Annotated in this window: 11 protein-coding genes; 7 read left to right on the top strand and 4 right to left on the bottom strand. The window is 66.1% G+C overall.

What is annotated here, in order from left to right; all coding sequences use genetic code 11:
* The first annotated feature begins 2 nt into the window (after window positions 1-2).
* Window positions 3-509: a hypothetical protein gene (locus V2B31_RS15610; protein ID WP_328280179.1), complete on the top strand. Its 507-nt coding sequence runs from the start codon at window positions 3-5 to the stop codon at window positions 507-509.
* Window positions 510-649: 140 nt separating this feature from the next.
* Here the strand turns inward: V2B31_RS15610 and V2B31_RS15615 are convergent, their stop codons facing one another.
* The 4 genes from V2B31_RS15615 to V2B31_RS15630 form a co-directional block, all read right to left on the bottom strand.
* Window positions 650-3,859, bottom strand: a complete 3,210-nt coding sequence (locus tag V2B31_RS15615; RefSeq protein WP_328280181.1) for an autotransporter domain-containing protein — start codon at window positions 3,857-3,859, stop codon at window positions 650-652.
* 89 nt (window positions 3,860-3,948) lie between these two features.
* Complete coding sequence (locus V2B31_RS15620; protein ID WP_328280183.1) at window positions 3,949-6,405, bottom strand: TonB-dependent receptor domain-containing protein; 2,457 nt, start codon at window positions 6,403-6,405, stop codon at window positions 3,949-3,951.
* Window positions 6,389-7,318 carry a FecR family protein gene (locus V2B31_RS15625; protein WP_328280185.1) on the bottom strand — a complete coding sequence of 310 codons (930 nt, stop codon included), beginning with the start codon at window positions 7,316-7,318 and terminating at the stop codon, window positions 6,389-6,391. Before V2B31_RS15625 ends, V2B31_RS15620 begins: the two co-directional genes overlap by 17 nt.
* A 55-nt stretch (window positions 7,319-7,373) precedes the next feature.
* Window positions 7,374-7,886, bottom strand: coding sequence for an RNA polymerase sigma factor (locus V2B31_RS15630; RefSeq protein WP_328280187.1), 513 nt, complete (start codon window positions 7,884-7,886; stop codon window positions 7,374-7,376).
* 140 nt (window positions 7,887-8,026) lie between these two features.
* Between V2B31_RS15630 and V2B31_RS15635 the strand changes: the two genes are divergently transcribed.
* From V2B31_RS15635 to glgX, 6 genes are all read left to right on the top strand, one after another.
* Window positions 8,027-9,220: a serine hydrolase domain-containing protein gene (locus V2B31_RS15635; protein ID WP_328280189.1), complete on the top strand. Its 1,194-nt coding sequence runs from the start codon at window positions 8,027-8,029 to the stop codon at window positions 9,218-9,220.
* A gap of 155 nt (window positions 9,221-9,375) precedes the next feature.
* On the top strand, window positions 9,376-11,847 hold the full coding sequence (locus V2B31_RS15640; RefSeq protein ID WP_328280191.1) for a glycogen/starch/alpha-glucan phosphorylase: 2,472 nt from the start codon (window positions 9,376-9,378) through the stop codon (window positions 11,845-11,847).
* Window positions 11,847-14,006 (top strand): 1,4-alpha-glucan branching protein GlgB, encoded by a 2,160-nt coding sequence (glgB, locus tag V2B31_RS15645; RefSeq protein ID WP_328280221.1) that lies wholly within the window; start codon window positions 11,847-11,849, stop codon window positions 14,004-14,006. Before V2B31_RS15640 ends, glgB begins: the two co-directional genes overlap by 1 nt.
* A 34-nt stretch (window positions 14,007-14,040) precedes the next feature.
* Window positions 14,041-15,300, top strand: a complete 1,260-nt coding sequence (gene glgC, locus V2B31_RS15650; protein ID WP_328280193.1) for a glucose-1-phosphate adenylyltransferase — start codon at window positions 14,041-14,043, stop codon at window positions 15,298-15,300.
* A gap of 163 nt (window positions 15,301-15,463) precedes the next feature.
* Window positions 15,464-16,912: a glycogen synthase GlgA gene (gene glgA / locus V2B31_RS15655; RefSeq protein ID WP_328280223.1), complete on the top strand. Its 1,449-nt coding sequence runs from the start codon at window positions 15,464-15,466 to the stop codon at window positions 16,910-16,912.
* Entirely contained in the window at window positions 16,909-18,780 is a 1,872-nt protein-coding gene (glgX, locus tag V2B31_RS15660) for a glycogen debranching protein GlgX (protein WP_328280195.1), read from the top strand. Before glgA ends, glgX begins: the two co-directional genes overlap by 4 nt.
* The last annotated feature ends 85 nt before the right edge of the window (window positions 18,781-18,865 follow it).

Below are 18,865 nucleotides of genomic sequence, written 5' to 3' on the forward strand. Positions count from 1 at the left end.
GGATGGTGGCGACTTCCGCTCTTCTGGCGCAGATGCTTACCGCGCTGGCGTTGATCGCCAGTGACGCGCCCGCCACGACATCTGCCCCGACGATCAGGGCCGCTATCGGCTTCCCGTTGGAGGATGTCGTCGGCCCGGTTCGCGCCGGAAAGCTCTGCCTCCCCAATGGGAAGCTGACAGGGTCGGATTTCGTCACATCGCCGCGCGATTTGCAGCTGTTGATTGAAGAGGTGCTCGCCGCCAAACAGAGCGACGAGCGGGTCAAGCCAGTGTCCGAAGTGCGCCTCACCGCCTTGCAGGTGAAGCTGTGCGCACGTTCCTGGGGTGCGTTCGGCATCGGCCGCCGGCCGAACCTCGCAGGAGAATCGCGTTTCTCGTTCGAGCTTGTGGGACCGGACGGCACGACGACGCCAGTGCCGGTCATCATCACCCTCGACGGCAAATCCGCCATGACGCCCGACCGGATCGCGCATGAAGCCATTCGCCGGCTCCTGATCGTCAGCGAATGACATGAAGGGGCGCCGCCGGGCGGGTGCCGGCGACGCCCCTCTTTTTTGCCGTGGCGCCCTTGGGGAGGGGTATGTGCCATGGCGGAACAGGCGGGTCGGGAGGGTCTGGGGGTTTGACCCGGCTGTTCATTCCCTAGACGTCACAGCGTGAAGTTAACCGTCGCGCGAATCGACAAAGCGACATGGTCCTGCTGTTCTTCCGCGCCGACTTCGCCGCCGATCCGGAAGGTGTCGGTTCCGCCATAGAGGCGCGCGCGGCCGGTCCAGCCGCTGGTCCGCTCTTCCGCGACCAGAGTGAAGCGGTCGCCATCCTTGAACGACGCAATAGTGTCGCCCAGCGATCCGCTGACGATCTCGCGCCGGCCGCCTTCCAACTCCACGCGGAGCCAGCCATCCTCCCGTTCGAGGCTGCCAAAGTCGTAACCGGCGGTCAGCGCCCCGTTCACCGTCGTCTCGTCGCTGGTGCGGTCAAGCACGGTGAGGTTGAAGGCGTCGCCGCCACCGGCTTCGGCATAGCCGTCCTCCTTCAGCCTGTAATAATCGACGCCGAGCGCCGGGCGCAGGCTGAAGCGGCCCATCTGCATCTGATAGGACGCGCCGGCGGTGGCGGAGTAAAGCTTCCCATCCCACCGGCCTTCCGCCTTGCGGACGAGATCGCCGAGCGCGAACTGGCGCGATCCGTCGAACTGGATCGTGGCGGCGGAGAGGCGGGCGAAGGCCTGTAGCCGGCCCCACTGCCCGCGCCAGTGCGCCGACAGTTCATATTGGTCGGCATCGACCGCATTGCCCGCGTCGCCCGCCGAATCGCTGGCATGGATATAGGCGAGGCCCGCGCCGAACGCGCCGATGCCGGTCAGATATTCCGCGCCGCCGCCAGCGCCCCAGCCGGTGATGTCGTAGGAGCCTGTGCTGCCGACGCTCTTTGCCCCGCCGAAGCCGACCTGTTGCAGCCAGAAGCCGAGCCGACCGTCCTTCGTGCGGTAGATGCCGTTCGGATCGGACAGGATGCGCGCGGTGGCGCGCGAACCGGACGTCACCGCCTCGAACGTGCCGCCGGCATGATCGGGCAGCATCTGGCGCAGCGCGGCGTCGAGCGTCTCGCCGTCCGCGATGCCGAGATAGGCGCCCGCAACCGCCGAATCCTGATCGAGCGCCTGGAAGATGGCTGGATAAGCCTGCGCGATCGAGCCTTGGAGCCCGAGTTCGGCGACGCTCTTTGCCGCGATTGACAGGGTCACGGTGCCGGCGCTGTCATTGCCGCTGACGCTGCCCTTGAAAATATAGGGCAGCACCGCGGCCTGGCTGAGCGTGGGCGCACCGGTCAGCGATCCGGCGCGTAAGATCACATAGTCGCCGGTCGATCCCGACACCTGGGTCAGATTGACCTTGACCTGCGCGCCGCTCGCGAAGTTGGCCGCGCCCGCTACGTCATAGCGTGTATGCGTATCGTTCGCGGCGTCGATGGTGACGCCGATGGTGGACGTGCTGCTCGCCGTCAGCGACGCCAGAGCGACCGAGCCGCTATTGGTGGCCGACAATGTGCCGCCGTTCAGCACCACGGCAGTATTGCCGGCATTGGTCACCGCGCCCGACAGCGCGGATGTGCCGCCCAAGGTCAGGGTTGCGGCATTGCCGGCGAAATCGACCCCGCCCGTGATCGTCGCGCTGTCTGCAAGGCTGAGCGTCGCGCTGCCCACGCCGAAGGCGATGTTCCCGGTCAGGTTGGACGTGCCGGAGAGGGCGACACGGTCATCCCCCGCGCCCATGGCCAGATCGCCGGTGATGCTGCCCGCGGAGACCGTCAGCACGTCGCCGCCCGCGCCCAGCCTGATGTCGCCGGTGATCGACGGAGCCGTCGCCGTGGCGGAAGCGAGCGCCTGGCTGATCGTCACGCCGCTGCCATTGGCGCTGAGGTCGATCGCGATGTTCGACCCGTCCTTGCCGCCGCTCGCGGTGATGCGGCCGCTGTTGGCAAGGCTGGCGACGGTGCCCGATGCGTCGGCGATAGCCGTGGCAGCGCCCTTGTCCGTGCTGGCAGCGGTGGCGCTGATCGTGCCGCTGTTGCTCAAGGCCGAGACCGATGCGCCGCTCTCGATGAAGAGCGCGCGCGCTATCGTGCCGTCCTTGCTCGATCCCGACGCTGCGACGGTGCCGCTGACATCGACCGCGCCGGCGCTCGTGCGGTTGCCGATGCGCAGGGCGGTAGCATTGCTGTCATAGGAGGACGCTGCGATCGTGCCCTTGATCTGAACGCCCTTGGCAATCTGAACCGCGCCGCCCAGGCCGCCGATCGACAGGCCGGTGGCGTCCACGCCGTCATAGACGCCATAGCCCCCGATGCTGCCGTTGACGATCAGCCCATAGCCGCTGTTGCCGGCGGCCACCGCGCCGATGCTCGTATCCTGGGTGGCCGACCCGATCTGCACCGCGGCGGCGCGGCCATAGGTGACAATCGACGCGGAGCCTTCGTTCGTGTCGGTCAACCCGTCGTCATCGACATCGGTATCGTTGGCGTCGGTCGTCGGCGGAATGTCGAAGATGACGCCGCCGCTCAAATTGCCCGCGATCACGACGGCCGAGCCGCCCTGGAGCAGATCGTCGGCGTCGAGCTTGCTGACGTCCGACGGGCGGGTGGTCGAGCGGTAGCCGGTGCTGACGATGCTGCCCTGGATCTTGAGCGCGCCGTCGATATTGCCGAGCAGCGCCGCGCCGATGCTGTTCGCGCCCTGGACGCTCGTCGCGCCGCGCAACGTGACATTGCCGGTAACGCCGTTCGCCAGCACGCCGACGCCATTGTCGCCCACGACCGCGATCGTCCCGCTGGTGGAAAGCGCACCGCTCAGCGCCGCATCGAGGCGGATGCCGGACGACGCCGTGCCTTCGATCGAGATGGTGCCGCTATGGTCGATCGCGCCGCTATGGGCCGCGCCGCCCTGAACCCAGATGCCTTTCTTGTTCGTGCCTCTGGCGAAAGCCCCGTCAAGGTCACCATCGCTGTCTGTATCGGTCGCGGTGTAATCTTCAGTGAGGGTGATGGTGCCGCTGTTGGTGATTGCGCCGCTGGTGCCGGGGGCGATCGCGACGGCAGTGACATTGTCGGCACCGTTGATCGTGATCGTGCCCGCATTGGTCAGCTTGTTGCTGCTATCGACCGTGACAGCGGCGCCGCTGCTGAGCGTAATCGATCCGCCCGACGCGATATTGATGTCGTCGGCCGCGCCATTGGCGACGGTGGACGTCCGCACTGCCGTTGTCGTCGAACTGCTGATCGTCGTTTCCGCCGCCGCGTCGGCAAGGCTGATCGCCGCCAGCGCGGGAGCGATGGCCGTGCAGGCCAGTAGATGTCGCATGATGTCTCCCTCTGCGCGCCGCGTTCTGTTCTTCGCGGCCTGAGCAAGGGACGACGCGGGCGGCCGGCTTCCGTCCCGGCGGGGATCGATTAAAAGGCGAAGTCCACGCCGATGCGCACGCTGCGGGGGCGCAGCGGGGTGTAATAGTCGGGGCTGAGGTTGAACGGCGTCCCGAGCGAGAAACGGTTGCCGTTGCTGTCGAGCAGGTTGGAAAGCGACAGCGAATATTGCACCGGCCCGCGCGTCAGGCTCGCGGACAGGCTGGTATCGACATAATCGCCCTGGGTTTGGCCGAGGATCGGGCCGACCCCCAGGCGCGACTTGCCGACATAACGGGCCGATCCGGCCAGATGGAGGCTGGCCGCGTCGCCAACCGGCATGCGCCAGTCGAAAGCGAGGCGGCCGCCCAGATTGGCGACGTTGGGGAGCCTTAACGAAAACCCCTTGTAGGACAAGGCCCGGATGAAATCGGTCGGTCGGGTGAGGCGGCTGTCATTATAGATGAGGCTGGCATCGAGCGTCAGCGCCGTCAGCGGTCGCAGCACGATGCGTCCTTCGACCGTGTAGATGCGCCCGTCGCCGATATTGGCGGTGGTAGGGAGGCCGATCCGGTCGGTCACATCGGCCTGGATGTCGCGCCAGTCGGTATAGGCGATGTTGGCGCTGGCGGCGAGCATGTCGCGGCCCGGCACGCCCTTGCGTGCGCCGATCTCGATGGTCGAGGCGCGGTCGTTCTGGAAGCGGCGGACGCGCTGATCGTCGACGGCTAGCCCGCCGGGGCGGAAGCCTTGCTGGAAGCGGGCGTAGAGGGTGACATCGGGAATGGCGTCGGTCAGCAGCGACGCGGAGGGCAGGAAGATGGTTTCGCTGCGGTTCGCCTGCGCTTCGGCGCGCGCGATATCGGCGCTGGAGAGCAGAGCGACCGGATCGAGCGCTTCGCCCGACAGGCGGCTGTTGGTCAGGCGGCCGCCGACCGTGGCGATCAGGCCCCTTACAGGCTCGAACGAGGCTTCGCCGAAGAGCGTCGCCTCCCTGACGATGTTGCGGACTCCGGTCGCCGGAGCCGCTCGACCCTCGCCATAGAGCGGCACGCCGGGGATGATTTCGGGCAGGAAGCTCGTCTTGCCGAACGCCGTCAGCGATCGATAAAGGTCCGAATGGCTTTCGAGATAAGAGGCCCCGACTATCCAGCCCAGGCCATTGTCGAGATCGCGCACCAGCCGGTTTTCGGTCGAAAAGATGTTCACCCGATTGCGCTGCCGGAACAGGGCGACGGGGCTGTCGGGCTGGGTCGCGTCATAGCTTTCGTTCAGCCGGTGGCGGACATAGCCGGTCGAGGAGACCAGACGCAGACTGTCCCACTGCCGCTCGACCCGAAGATTGGCGAGCAGATAATCGGACCCGTAGGGTTCCGCGAGGGCGGAGGCGCGTGTCAGCCGTCCAGCGCTGCGCACGGCATATTGGGCGTCGTGGCCGTCGATATGCTGATAGACGCCGCTAAGGTCGATCGTCCACGCCTCGTTCGGGACGAAGCGCAGAGCGGCGCGGCCGCCCCAGGTGCGGACCCGGTTGACGTCATCCTCTCCGCGGCCGGCATCGTCGATATAGCCGCCATCCTGCACGCCATAGCCGACAACGCGCAGCGCCAGCCTTTCCGCGACGATCGGCAGGTTGAGCGTGGCGGCGAGGTCGCCGCCGGGATCGCCATGCTCGATCGCGGACAGGCCGGCCGACACCTGCCCGCCAAATTCGCCAAGATTGGGCGCATTGGGCATGATGCGGATGATGCCGCCGAGCGAGCCCGCGCCATAGAGCGTGCCCTGCGGCCCTTCCAGCACCTCGACCCGGCCGACATCATAAAGTTTGAGGTCGGGATCGGGCGCGGCATAGTTGAGCCGCATGTCGCCCAGATATTGGCCGGTGGTCGCCTGGGTGGGGCCGACGACGCCCGAATCGGCGATGGCGCGAATGAAGAGCTTGTTGCGGCCGGTGCCCGCATGGGTGGAACTTAGGCTCGCCACGCGCGAGAGGAGCGTGGCGGTGCCGCCGGCCGCCTCGCTGCTCGAAAACTCCCGCGCATCGAGCGCCTCGACCATGCCGGCATAACGGGGCAAGGGGGTATCGCGTTTGGACGCGGTGACGATGATCTCGGCCGCCGGCGGCTCGGGCGGCAGGGCGTCGGGGACCGGGGTGGGGGCGGGGAGCGGCTTTACGGGGAGCGGCGCAGCGCGCGGCGCGCGTATGATGCGCCAGCCATTGCCCGCGACCCGCACCGCTTGCGCGCCGCTGCCCTTGAGCAGCCGGCGCAGCGCGGCTTCGGCGGATAGCCGGCCCTTGACCGCCGGGGTCGCGATGGCCGCGAGCGACTGGTCGGATATGCCGATATTGACCCCGGTCTGGCGGCCAAGCGCGATCGCCGCCTCTCCCAGCCGGCCGGGGGCGATGACGATATCCTGTCTGTCCGCCCCATAAGCGGGGGTTGCAAGAATTGCGACGCTTGCGAAGAAAGGGGCGGCGACGGTCAGAAGGTCAGCTTTGCGGACCATCCCCTTCTTTCAAAAGCCATGCATCCCCTTGCCGCACGGCGGTGAGGCCCATCAGCGGCGCGGCTTCGGCAAAGAAGCGCGCCGGATCGCGGTCCAGCCGGATCGTGCCGGTGAAGCGCTGCGCGCCCGCCCCGGGGGCCACGGTCAATTGGACGCCCAGGGAGCGGCCGATATCCTGGCCGATCTGCGCCACGGCGGCGTTGGCATAGATGAGCCGACCCTGCCGCCAACTCGCCACCGCTTCCGGTGCGATCGCCATGACCCGCAGCCCCTGCGCATCCTCCGCAAGGCCACGCCCGGCGGGCAACTGGATCGCCTCGGCATCGGGATTATAGACGACCTTGCCTTCCGACACGCCGATCTGGGTCGCATTGTCCACATGCACAATGTTGAAAACGGTGCCTGCGTCCTCGAACACATCATCGCCCACAGTCACACGGAACGGGTCGGCGGCATCGTGGCGGACAGTGAAAGCGGCCTCGCCCGCATCCAGCGCGGCGGAGCGCGGATTGTTGCGGTCGAAGCGCATCGTCGTGCCGCCGTTCAGCTCGACCCGCGTGCCATCATCGAGCGCGATGGTGCGGGGTTCGCCGGGGCGGGTGGTGACGCTGTAGATATCGCTGCGGGTGAACATGCCGATCGAGACAGCAGCCACCAGCGCTGCCGCCACCGCGCCGCCGCCGATCCAGCGCAGCGGCCGCCAGCCGCGCGGGCCAGCGTCGTTGGCGGCGACCGGCATCGCTACCGGCTCGGCCGGCAGCCAGCTGTCCAGTTCGCTGTCCGCGACCATCAGCGCGTCATAGGCCGCGCCATGAGCCGGGTCCGCCTCCAGCCACAGGGTGAAGCCGTCCCAGTCGGTGAAATCGGGATCGCGCGTGCGGACCAGCCAGTCCAGCGCTTCCTTGTCGATCATGGCTCCTGCCCTGTTTTCATTCTGCCCCTTACGCAGCATGACGCCGCCGTGCCGGTCATTCCGTATCGAATTTCTGCTTGAGCGCCAGCAATGCCCGATAGGCTTTCTGCAAGTCCTTTTCGACAGTGGTGAGGCTGACGCCCAGTTCCTCCGCGATCAGCTTTTGCCCGACCCCCTCAAGCCGGAAGCGCCGGAATACGAGTTCGACCCGGGGGCCAAGCGCGCGCAACACCGCACGCACCTGCTCCAGCCGCTGGTTGAAGATCATGCGCTCGTCGATCGCCGTCGCCTCCACCGGATCGGCCATTACGCCGCCGGCATTTTCCGACCAGTCCTGCTCGCGCCGTTCCCGCCGGGTGGCTGAGCGATAGCGGTCGAGCATCAGGTTGTTGGCGGCGCGGTAGAGATAGGGGACGGGATCGGCCACCGGCCCCAGATCCTTCGCCTCCAGCTTCATCCACATGTCCTGCAACAGATCCTCGGCATCGTCGCCCGCGCCGCGCGCGCGCAGGAAACGCAGCAGCGCAGGCCGGTGAGCAAGGAAGATCGCGGAAAGGCCGTCGGCCATGCCTGTCATGTCCAGTCGAGCAGCATCGTGGCGCGTTGCCATAGAGGGGCGGAAGGGGTCTTGGCAATTGGGCAAGCGGTTTACCTGAGCGTGCGGGTGGGTTAGCGCACGATCATCGGCGGCGACGGACAGGCGGCATCATGACGGGCGTGACGGACAGGGCGGCGGCGCGAGCGACAGGGATGGACGCCGATCGGCTGGACGCGCTGATCGACATGATCGATCGCACCTATGTCGCGTCCGGGCGGTTGCCGCATATGCAGGTCTATCTCTCGCGCAATGAACAGCCGCTGCTCTCGGTCGTGCGCGGGCAGGCGCGCGCGGATGGCACGCCGCTGCGCGAGGATGCGCTGTACCGTATCGCGTCGATGACCAAGCCAGTGACATCGGTCGCCTTTCTGATGCTGGTGGAGGAGGACAAGGTTGCGCTGGACACGCCGGTGACCGACGTGATCCCGGAGTTCGCTGACCTTCGCGTCGGCAGCGACGATGGCCCGCCACCGGCCCGGCCCATGCTTATGATCGACCTGATGCGCCATACGTCGGGCCTCACCTACGGGCTCCAGCGGCAAACGCCGATCGATGCGCGCTACCGGACGCTGGGGCTCGACGAGTTTCAGCAGAAGCGCACGTCCGACCAGTTCATCGCCGATCTCGCCACCCTGCCGCTGGAATTCTCGCCGGGCGAGCGATGGAATTATTCGGTATCGACCGATGTGCTGGGCGTGGTGATCGAGCGGCTGACGGGCGAGGATATGGGGACCGTGTTCCGCCGCCGCATCTTCGATCCGCTGGGCATGAGGGATACGAGCTTCGCCGTGCCCGACGAAAAGGCCGAGCGGCTGACCGACGCCTGGCGGCTGGACGAGAGCGGCGGCATCAGCGTCGCGGACCTGGGCGCGCGCAGCGGCTGGCGCAGGACCGGGCGGTTCTTTTCGGGGGGCGGGGGTCTGGTGTCGTCGGTCGCCGACTATCACCGCTTCGCGCGCATGCTGCTGCGCGGAGGCGAGCTGGACGGCGTGCGGCTGCTGTCGGCTGACATGGTGGCGGCGATGCGGCGCAACCACCTGCCGGGCGGCGGCGATCTCGCCAGCCTGTCGAGCGCGATGTTCAGCGAAGCCGATTATCAGGGGGTCGGCTTTGGCCTTGGCGTCGCCATGGGGCTGGAGCGCGGCGAATATTATTGGGGTGGGGTGTTCTCGACCTATTTCTGGATCGATCCTCTCGCCCGGATCATCGGCCTGTTCATGACCCAGCATCTGCCATCCAGCACCTATCCCATCCGGGCGCAGCTGCGCGCCGGCGTGACCGCGGCGGTGCTGCCGGACGAATGAGCGGCGCGGCTAAACCAGATTAGGCCGCTACCGGATCGAATGGCAGATGGGCACGTTGTTGCTGCAGCGCAAAAATCGCGATGGAATGGGGCCGCCGGCTGTGCCATCATCGGCTGGACCAACAGCCAAGGCGATTTGCATCAGGGGGACCGCGCATGACTCTCAAAGCCCAGGCGGAGCTGCCCAAGCCCGCGCCGCGTCAGTCGGACCCGGACATATTGGCACATGAGATTGTCGAGCGCCTGACCTACCGCATCGGCAAGAATGCCGCCGCCGCCAAGCCGCACGACTGGCTTCATGCGGTCATCATGGAGATACGCGACCGGGTGATCGACGCCTGGATCGCCTCCACCCAAAAAACCTATGAGGAACAGGGGCGGCGGGTCTATTATCTGAGCCTGGAATTCCTGATCGGTCGGCTGATGCGCGACGCGGCATCCAATATGGAGATGCTGGACGATCTCCAGGGCGCGCTGGACCGCCTCGGGGTCGATCTCGACCTGATCGCCGCGCTGGAGCCAGACGCTGCGCTCGGCAATGGCGGCCTTGGCCGGCTCGCCGCCTGCTTCATGGAGAGCATGGCAACAGTGGATGTGCCGGCCTATGGCTATGGCATCCGCTATGTGAATGGCATGTTCCGGCAGGAGATTTCCGACGGCTGGCAGGTGGAGCTGCCCGAAACCTGGTTGGCGCACGGCAACCCCTGGGAGTTCGAGCGGCGCGAGGCGAGCTACGAGGTCGGCTTCGGCGGGCGCGTCGATCCGGCGGAAGACGAGGATGCAGGGCCGCACCAGATGCGTTGGCGGCCCGGCGAGCGCGTGATCGCGACCGCCTATGACACGCCGATCGCGGGCTGGCGGGGCAAGCGGGTCAATACGTTGCGCCTCTGGGAAGCGCAGCCGATCGACCCCATCCTGCTCGACAAGTTCAATGCCGGCGACCATCTGGGCGCGCTCGCCGAAAGCAACCGGGCGGAGGCTCTGACCCGAGTCCTCTACCCCGCCGACTCCTCGCCCGCGGGGCAGGAATTGCGACTGAGACAGGAATATTTCTTCTCCTCGGCCTCCTTGCAGGACATCGTCCGCCGCCATGTCCAATATTTCGGCGATGTGCGGACGCTGGCGGACAAGGCCGCGATCCAGCTCAACGACACGCATCCGGCCGTGTCCGTGGCCGAACTGATGCGGATATTGGTCGACGATCATGGGATGGATTTCGGCGAGGCGTGGGACATTACCCGTCGCACCTTCAGCTACACTAACCATACGCTGCTGCCCGAGGCGCTGGAAAGCTGGCCCGTTCCTCTTTTCGAGCGGTTGCTGCCGCGCCACATGCAGATCGTCTATGCGATCAACAGCCGCCTGCTGGGCGAGGCGCGCCGGGCGGGCGGGTTCGACGACCGCGCCGTAGGCACGATCTCGCTGATCGACGAGGGCGGCGAGCGGCGGGTGCGGATGGGCAACCTGGCCTTTGCCGGGTCGCACAGCGTCAATGGCGTGTCGGCGCTTCATACCGAGCTTATGAAGGAGACGGTGTTCGCCTACCTGCATCGGCTCTACCCCGCGCGGATCAACAACAAGACCAACGGCGTCACCTTCCGCCGCTGGCTGATGCAGTGCAATCCGGGGCTGACGGCGCTGGTGCGCGAGGCGATTGGCGAGCGATTCCTGGACGATCCCGAGGCGCTGCGCGATCTGGACGGCTTCGCTACCGACAGCGCGTTTCAGCAGAAGTTCTTGGAGGTCAAGCGGGCGAACAAGGCGGCGCTGTCCGACCTGCTCCGCAAGCGCGTTGGCGCGCGGATCGATCCGGCGGCGCTTTTCGACATCCAGATCAAGCGCATCCACGAATATAAACGGCAGTTGCTCAACATCGTGGAGGCGGTGTCGCTCTACGACCAGATACGCTCGCACCCGGAAAAGGACTGGGTGCCGCGGGTCAAGCTGTTCGGCGGCAAGGCCGCGCCCAGCTATCACAATGCCAAGCTGATTATCAAACTGGCGAACGATGTCGCCCGCGCGGTCAATCACGACCCGGCGGTGGCGGGGCTGCTCAAGGTGCAGTTCGTGCCCAATTACAATGTCTCGATGGCGGAGATGATGATTCCCGCCGCTGATCTTTCCGAGCAGATTTCTACCGCCGGCATGGAAGCTTCCGGCACCGGCAACATGAAGTTCGCCGTCAATGGCGCGCTGACCATCGGGACGCTCGACGGCGCGAATGTCGAGATGCGCGATCATGTGGGGGAGGAGAATATCATCATCTTCGGCCTCACCGCGCAGGAGGTGAACGACCGGCGCGCCAGCGGCTACAACCCGCGCGAGGTGATCGAGGGCAGCCGCGAACTGGGGCAGGCGTTGCAAGCAATCGCCGGTGGCGTGTTCTCCCCCGACGACCCAGACCGCTACAAGGGACTGGTGCAGGGTCTGTACGATCATGACTGGTTCATGGTCGCCGCCGATTTCGACAGCTATTCGGCCGCGCAGCGCCGGGTCGAGGGGATCTGGCAGGACGAGGCCGCCTGGGCGGAGAAGGCGATCCGCAACGTCGCGCGCATGGGCTGGTTCTCGTCCGACCGCACGATTCGCGAATATGCCGCCGACATATGGAAGATGGGCCAGGGATGATGCTGACGCCGGAGCAGGTCGAGCGGCTGGTCAGCGGCAGGGACGATGATCCGTTCGCCACGCTCGGCGTGCATCCGGCGGAAAAGGGCTATGTCGCCCGCGCGTTGCTGCCTGAGGCGGTGAGCGTTGCGGCGGAGACGCTGGCGGGAAAGCCCGTCGGCGAGCTGAAGTTGATCCATCCCGATGGCCTGTTCGCCGGGCAGGTCGCGATCCGGAAGCGCCAGCCGCTGCGCTATGTCGCGACCTATGGCGATGGCGGCTCCTATGCGCTGCTCGATCCCTACAGCTTCGGCCCGGTGCTGGGGCCGCTCGACGATTATTTCCTCGCCGAAGGATCGCATCTGCGCCTGTTCGACAAGATGGGTGCGCACATCATGACGCATGAGGGCGTCGCCGGCACCCATTTCGCGGTTTGGGCGCCCGACGCGCAGCGCGTTTCTGTAGTCGGCGACTTCAACCGCTGGGATGGGCGGCGCGGGCCGATGCGCCGGCGGGCTGATGTGGGCGTGTGGGAAATCTTCGTGCCGGAAGTCGGCGCGGGCACGCCCTATAAATATGAGATTGTCGGCGCGGACGGCGTGGTGCTGCCGCTCAAGGCTGACCCGTTCGCCTTCCAGTCGGAACTGCGCCCATCAACCGCCTCGATCGTCGCCGCGCCGCTGGAGCATGTCTGGGGCGACGACCGGCACCGCGATTATTGGCGGCAGGCCGATGCGCGCCGCCAGCCCATGTCGATCTACGAAGTCCATGCCGGTTCGTGGCAGCGAGCCGAGGATGGCGGCTTCCTCGACTGGGACGAACTGGCGCGGCGGCTGATCCCCTATGTGGTGGGCATGGGCTTCACCCATATCGAACTGCTGCCGATCAGCGAGCATCCCTATGACCCGAGCTGGGGCTATCAGACGCTTGGCCTTTATGCGCCGACCGCGCGCTTCGGCGATCCGGCGGGGTTCGCGCGCTTCGTGGACGGCGCGCACCGGGCGGGGCTGGGCGTCCTGCTCGACTGGGTGCCGGCGCATTTCCCGACCGACGAGCATGGTCTCGCCCGTTTCGACGGCACCGCGCTCTACGAACATGCCGACCCGCGCAAGGGGTTCCACCCCGACTGGAACACCGCCATCTACAATTTCGGCAGGCGGGAGGTATCGCAGTTCCTGGTCAACAACGCGCTGTTCTGGGCCGAGCGCTATCATGTCGATGGGCTTCGGGTGGATGCCGTCGCGTCGATGCTCTATCTCGATTATTCGCGTAAGGCGGGCGAATGGATTCCCAACGCTCATGGCGGGCGGGAAAATGTAGAAGCGGTCGCTTTCCTCCAGCAGATGAACAAGGCGCTCTACGGCCAGCATCCCGGCGTCGTCACGATCGCGGAGGAATCGACCAGTTGGCCCGCCGTGTCCGCGCCGGTGCATAGCGGTGGGCTGGGCTTCGGCTTCAAATGGAATATGGGCTTCATGCACGACACGCTGCGCTATCTCGCGCGCGATCCGGTGCATCGAGCGCATCATCATGACGACATCACCTTCGGCCTGGTCTATGCCTTCAGCGAGAATTTCGTCCTGCCGCTGAGCCATGACGAGGTGGTGCATGGCAAGGGATCTTTGCTGACCAAGATGGCCGGCGACGATTGGCAGAAATTCGCGACGCTGCGCGCTTATTATGCCTTCATGTGGGGTTATCCAGGCAAGAAGCTGCTCTTCATGGGGCAGGAATTCGCGCAGCGGCGCGAATGGAGCGAGGCGCGGGCGCTCGACTGGGAACTGCTCGATTCGGACGCGCATGTCGGCGTGCAGCGGCTGGTGGCCGATTTGAACCGCGTCTATCGATCGCGCCCCGCGCTCCATGCGCGTGATTGCGAGCCCGAAGGCTTCGAGTGGGTGCTCGCCGATGCTGCCGCCGATTCGATCTTCGCCTGGGTCCGCCGTGCGCCGGGCACGCGGCCGGTGGTCGTCGTGAGCCACTTCACTCCGCTGCTGCGCCACGGCTATCGCTTGCGGCTGCCTTCGGGCGGGCGCTGGCGCGAGATCGTGAACAGCGATGCGGCGGACTATGGCGGAAGCGGGGCGGGCAATCTGGGCGTGGTCGAAGCGGACGAGGAGGGATGGGCCAATATCACCATCCCGCCCTTCGCAACCTTGCTGCTGGAGTTGGATTACTAAAGAATATCATGGGCGATCAAGGAGAGGCCCCGACATGCAGACCAAATATCAGCCGATCGCGCGCGACGCCATGGCCTATGTGCTGGCGGGCGGGCGGGGCAGCCGCCTTGCCGAACTGACCGATCGGCGCGCCAAGCCGGCCGTACATTTCGGGGGCAAGGCGCGGATCATCGACTTCGCGCTCTCCAACGCGCTCAACAGCGGTATCCGCCGCATCGGCGTCGCGACCCAATATAAGGCGCATTCGCTGATCCGGCATTTGCAGCGCGGCTGGAACTTCTTCCGCCCGGAGCGCAACGAAAGCTTCGACATATTGCCCGCAAGCCAGCGCATTTCGGAGAGCCAATGGTATGAGGGCACGGCCGATGCCGTGTACCAGAATATCGACATCATCGAAGCCTATGCGCCCGAATATATGGTCATTCTGGCAGGCGATCATGTCTATAAGATGGACTATGAGCTGATGCTCCAGCAGCATGTGGATAGCGGCGCGGATGTGACCGTGGGCTGTCTGGAAGTGCCGCGCATGGAGGCGGTGGGCTTTGGCGTCATGCATGTGGACGAAGCGGACAACATCACCGCTTTTGTCGAAAAGCCTAAAGACCCGCCCGCCATTCCCGGTCAGCCCGACGAGGCGCTGGCGTCGATGGGCATTTACGTGTTCCGCACCAAGTTGCTGATCGAGCAATTGCGCCGCGATGCCGACACGCCGGGCAGTAAGCGCGATTTCGGCGGCGACATCATCCCCTATCTCGTCAAGCATGGGAAAGCGGTGGCGCATCGCTTTTCGAGCAGTTGCGTCCGTGCGGAAAGCGAGCTGGTGCCCTATTGGCGCGATGTCGGCACCATCGACGCCTATTGGCAGGCGAGCATCGACCTTACCGACGTCGTTCCCTCGCTCGACCTCTATGACCGCAGCTGGCCGCTCTGGACCTATTCGGAAGTGACCCCGCCCGCCAAGTTCGTGCATAATGAAGATGGCCGGCGCGGTTCGGCAACTTCCTCGCTGGTCGCGGGCGGGTGCATCGTGTCGGGCTCCTCGCTGCACCGCAGCCTGCTCTTCTCGGACGTGCGGACGCACAGCTTCTCGTCGGTGACCGAAAGCGTCATCATGCCCAATTGCGTGGTCGGCCGTGGCGCGCGGCTTCACAAATGCGTGGTGGACAGCGGCATCATCATCCCGCCGGGGCTGATCGTCGGCGAAAATCCTGAACATGACGCGCAACGCTTCCGCCGGAGCGAAAGCGGCGTGTGCCTCATCACCCAGCCGATGATTGACCGGCTGGTGGAGTGAGGGGGTGTTGCGCTGAAAAAATCCTCCCCTGAAAGGGGAGGGGGACCACACCCGTTGGGTGTGGTGGAGGGGTGTCCCCCTCTCGATAGGGTGACACCCCTCCGCCATCGCTTCGCGATGCCACCTCCCCTTCCAGGGGAGGATGAATGCTTCGGAATAAAGGATCACGATGAAGCTGCTGTCCGTCGCCTCCGAAATCTATCCGCTTATCAAGACCGGAGGCCTTGCCGATGTGACCGGCGCGCTGCCCGGCGCGCTGGCGGAGCATGGGGTCACGGTGCGGTCGCTGGTGCCGGGCTATCCGGCGGTCATAGCGGGCGTGGGCAAGGGCAAGCCGGTGCGCCGCTATGACGATCTGTTCGGCGGCAAGGCAGCGGTTCTGGCAGCGCAAGTGGAGGGTCTCGATCTGCTGGTGCTTGACGCGCCGGATTTCTTCATGCGCGACGGCGGTCCCTATAGCGACCATGGCGGCAACGACTGGGGCGACAATTGGCGGAGGTTCGCCGCGCTCTCCCGCGTCGGTGCGGACATCGCCGAAGGCGCGCTGAAGGGCTGGCGGCCGGACATCGTCCATGTCCATGACTGGCAGGCAGCGATGACCGCCGCCTATGTCCGCTTCGGTCCGGCGGCCTCGGTGCCCAAGGTGGTGACGATCCACAATCTCGCTTTTCAGGGCCGCTACGGCGCCGACATTTTCGCGCACCTGGGCCTGCCCCCCGAAGCCTGGGGCGTTGATGGCGTCGAATATTATGGCGGCATCGGCTATCTGAAGGCGGGGCTGGTGTCGGCCGATGCAATCACGACCGTCAGCCCCACCTATGCGCAGGAAATCCGGTCGCCGGTGCATGGCATGGGGCTCGATGGCCTCATCAACGGGCGGGTCGATCGGCTGCACGGCATATTGAACGGGGTCGATACTTATATATGGAACCCGGCGACCGATGTGCTGATTCCGAAACATTATGGGATGCGAAGCCTGGGCGCGCGCACCGCCAACAGGCGGCTGCTCGAAAGGCGCTTCGGGCTGGATCATGACGCCGCGCCGATCTTCATCATCGTCAGCCGTCTGACTTGGCAGAAGGGGATGGACCTGATGGTCGATGCGGTCGATCATCTAGTCGGCCTGGGCGGCAAGCTTGCGCTGCTGGGATCGGGCGATCATCCGCTCGAGGGCGCGTTTCTGAGCGCGGCGGAGCGACATCGCGGGCGGGTCGGCGTGCAGATCGGCTATGACGAGCCCTTGTCGCACCTGCTCCAGGCGGGCGGCGACGCTATCCTCATCCCCTCGCGCTTCGAGCCCTGCGGCCTCACACAGCTGTACGCGCTGCGCTATGGCTGCGTGCCGGTGGTCGCGCGGGTCGGTGGGCTGGCGGACACGGTGATCGACGCCAATGAGGCGGCTGTGAACGCTGGGGTGGCGACCGGCGTCGTCTTTGCGCCGTCCGATCCGCTGGCGCTGCACGGCGCGATCAACCGGGCGGTGGCGCTCCATCGCGATAAGGCGGCGTGGCAGGCGATGCAGCGCGCGGGGATGCGTTCCGACGTGTCCTGGACCCACAGCGCCGCGCGCTATGCGGCGCTGTATCGCTCGCTGCTGGCGGCGGCGGCATGACGCTGGGGCCGGTGGTCGGGCCGCAGGGCACGCGCTTTTCGGTCTGGTCGCCTGACGCGGCGCAACTGTGGCTCTGCCTGTTTGGCGAAGACGACCGAGAGACCCGCCTGCCGATGCTGCGCGATGCGGAAGGCCATTGGCATGTTGAAGTGGCGGGCGTCGGCGCGGGCGCGCGCTACGGCCTGCGCGCCGATGGCGATTATGATCCCGACGAGGGGCTGTGGTTCGATCCCGACAAGCTGCTGCTCGATCCCTACGCGAAGGCGATCGACCGCGTCCTTCGCTACGATCCGGTGCTGGCCGCGCGGCGCGGCGAGGGGGTAGATACGGCCCCGCTGATGTCCAAGGGTGTGGTGACCGAGCCGATGCCGGCACGCCCGGCCCACGCACCCCGCTTCACCCCCGGCGGCCTGATCTACGAGGTTCAGGTGCGTGGCTTCACCATGTTGCATCCCGATGTGCCGGAAGCCCGGCGCGGCACCATAGCCGCGCTGGCGCACCCGGCCATCATCGCGCATCTCAAGGCGTTGCATGTCTCTGCGGTCGAACTTATGCCGATCAACGCCTGGATCGACGAGCGTCATCTGGGGCCGCTCGGCCTCACCAACGCCTGGGGTTATAATCCGGTGAGCTATTTCGCGCTAGACCCGCGTCTGGCGCCGGGCGGGATGGCCGAACTGCGTGATACGGTAGAGGCGCTGCACGATGCGGGCATCGGCGTCATCCTCGACATGGTCTATAATCATGACGGGGAGAGCGATCGTTTCGGTCCGACCCTGTCGCTGCGCGGGCTGGATGGGCGGGGCTATTTTCGGCGGGACGGCGAGGGCCGGCTCATCAACGACACCGGCACCGGTAACAGCATCGCCTGCAATGCGCCGGTGACGCAGACGCTGATCCTGGAGTCGCTCTCCTGGTTCGTCGAGCAGGCGGGGGTGGACGGGTTCCGCTTCGATCTCGCGCCGGCATTGGGGAGAATGGAGACGGGCTTTGATCCTGATGCGCCGTTGCTGCGGGCAATGCGCGCCGACCCGCGCCTGTCCGACCGTATCCTGATCGCGGAGCCGTGGGACATTGGGCCGGGGGGCTATCAGCTCGGGCAGTTCGGTGACGGCTGGCTCGAATGGAATGACCGCTATCGTGACGATGTACGGCGCTTCTGGCGCGGCGACGATGGCATGATTGGGGCGCTCGCCACCCGACTGGCCGGATCGTTCGACGTGTTTTCGGGCGACGCAACTAGGAGCGTCAACTTCCTCGCGGCGCATGACGGTTTCACCCTCGCCGACCTGACGGCTTATAAGCAGCGACACAATGAAGCCAATGGCGAGCATAATCGCGACGGCCATCATGAGAATCTGAGCTGGAATAACGGCGTCGAGGGGCCAAGCGACAACCCGGCGGTGCTGCCCGCCCGCCGGCGCGACATCATGGCGCTGCTCTCCACCCTGTTCCTGTCGCGCGGCACGATAATGCTGACCGCCGGTGACGAGTTCGGCCGCACGCAGCAGGGCAACAACAATGCCTATTGCCAGGACAACGCGATCGGCTGGGTCGATTGGGCGGGACGCGACGCTGCGATCGAGGCCCATGCCTTCGCCCTCGCCGGATTACGCGCCGAAACGCCGGCATTGCATGGCACGGCCTTGCTCTCGGACGCCGATGTCGAATGGCTGGACGAGCAGGGCCAGCCCCTCACTACAAGCCAGTGGGAGGAGCCGCAGCGCCGTCGGCTGTCGCTGCGTTTCCGCAACGGCGGCCTCGCGCTGTGCGTCAACGGCGCGGCTGGACCCTGCGCCTTCCTTTTCGACGGAGAGACGATCGACGTGCCCGCCCGTTCGATCCTCCCCTACCGCCTCGATCGCTGAACCTCCGACGCATACCCCAAACAGGGCATGCGGATTTCGCCGGGCGTCCTATTAATCCAGTCACCTAAGGGCTTAACGCCCAACT

The sequence above is a fragment of the Sphingobium sp. genome, from assembly GCF_036170395.1.
GTDB lineage: Bacteria > Pseudomonadota > Alphaproteobacteria > Sphingomonadales > Sphingomonadaceae > Sphingobium.

Coding starts and splice junctions, on each gene's coding strand:
- V2B31_RS15610 (WP_328280179.1), top strand. CDS start 3: ATGGTGGCGACTTCCGCTCTTCTGGCGCAGATGCTTACCGCGCTGGCG.
- V2B31_RS15615 (WP_328280181.1), bottom strand. CDS start 3,859: ATGCGACATCTACTGGCCTGCACGGCCATCGCTCCCGCGCTGGCGGCG.
- V2B31_RS15620 (WP_328280183.1), bottom strand. CDS start 6,405: ATGGTCCGCAAAGCTGACCTTCTGACCGTCGCCGCCCCTTTCTTCGCA.
- V2B31_RS15625 (WP_328280185.1), bottom strand. CDS start 7,318: ATGATCGACAAGGAAGCGCTGGACTGGCTGGTCCGCACGCGCGATCCC.
- V2B31_RS15630 (WP_328280187.1), bottom strand. CDS start 7,886: ATGGCCGACGGCCTTTCCGCGATCTTCCTTGCTCACCGGCCTGCGCTG.
- V2B31_RS15635 (WP_328280189.1), top strand. CDS start 8,027: ATGACGGGCGTGACGGACAGGGCGGCGGCGCGAGCGACAGGGATGGAC.
- V2B31_RS15640 (WP_328280191.1), top strand. CDS start 9,376: ATGACTCTCAAAGCCCAGGCGGAGCTGCCCAAGCCCGCGCCGCGTCAG.
- glgB (WP_328280221.1), top strand. CDS start 11,847: ATGCTGACGCCGGAGCAGGTCGAGCGGCTGGTCAGCGGCAGGGACGAT.
- glgC (WP_328280193.1), top strand. CDS start 14,041: ATGCAGACCAAATATCAGCCGATCGCGCGCGACGCCATGGCCTATGTG.
- glgX (WP_328280195.1), top strand. CDS start 16,909: ATGACGCTGGGGCCGGTGGTCGGGCCGCAGGGCACGCGCTTTTCGGTC.